The organism is Adlercreutzia rubneri (assembly GCF_009755265.1).
Classification (GTDB): Bacteria; Actinomycetota; Coriobacteriia; order Coriobacteriales; family Eggerthellaceae; genus Adlercreutzia; species Adlercreutzia rubneri.
Map to the genome: position 1 here is coordinate 1 of NZ_WPOO01000071.1, position 520 is coordinate 520.

A 520-nucleotide genomic window follows, 5' to 3' on the forward strand; every position below is an offset into this window, starting at 1 on the left:
CATCCTCATCGCCGGCATCACCATCGGCATGATGGCGTTCGCCCCGCTGGGCGCCATCTTCCCGCTTATGACGTACGATCACTTCGGCGGCGACGGCTACATGGCGTCCGTCGTGGAAGCCGCGTTCGGCGTAGGGATGATCGCGGGATCCATCGTGCTCATGGCCTGGGGCGGCGGCAAGCGCCTGGCCGGACTCATCGCGGTGGCCTCCCTCATCGTGGGTGTCACCACCACGGCGTGCGGATTCCTCGCCCCCACCATGTTCTGGGCGTTCGTTGCGTTGTGCGCCGTCATGGCGCTGGCATGCTCCTGGTTCAACGGACCGCTGATCACGCTCATCCAGCGCAACGTGCCCGAGGAGAAGACGGGCCGCGCGCTGGGCCTGGCCATGGCCGCCATGGGACTGGCCTCCCCCGTGGGCATCGCCATCGGCGGCGTGGCCGCCGAAGCTATGGGCGTAGCAGCGTTTTTCGTGGCGGACGGCCTCGTATGCATTGCGCTGGGACTGACCGTGTACCTG

At 67.3% G+C, this 520-nt stretch carries 1 protein-coding gene; it reads left to right on the forward strand.

The window, feature by feature from the left end:
• On the forward strand, positions 1-520 hold a 520-nt coding region (locus GO707_RS11940; RefSeq protein WP_157013099.1), incomplete at both ends, for an MFS transporter.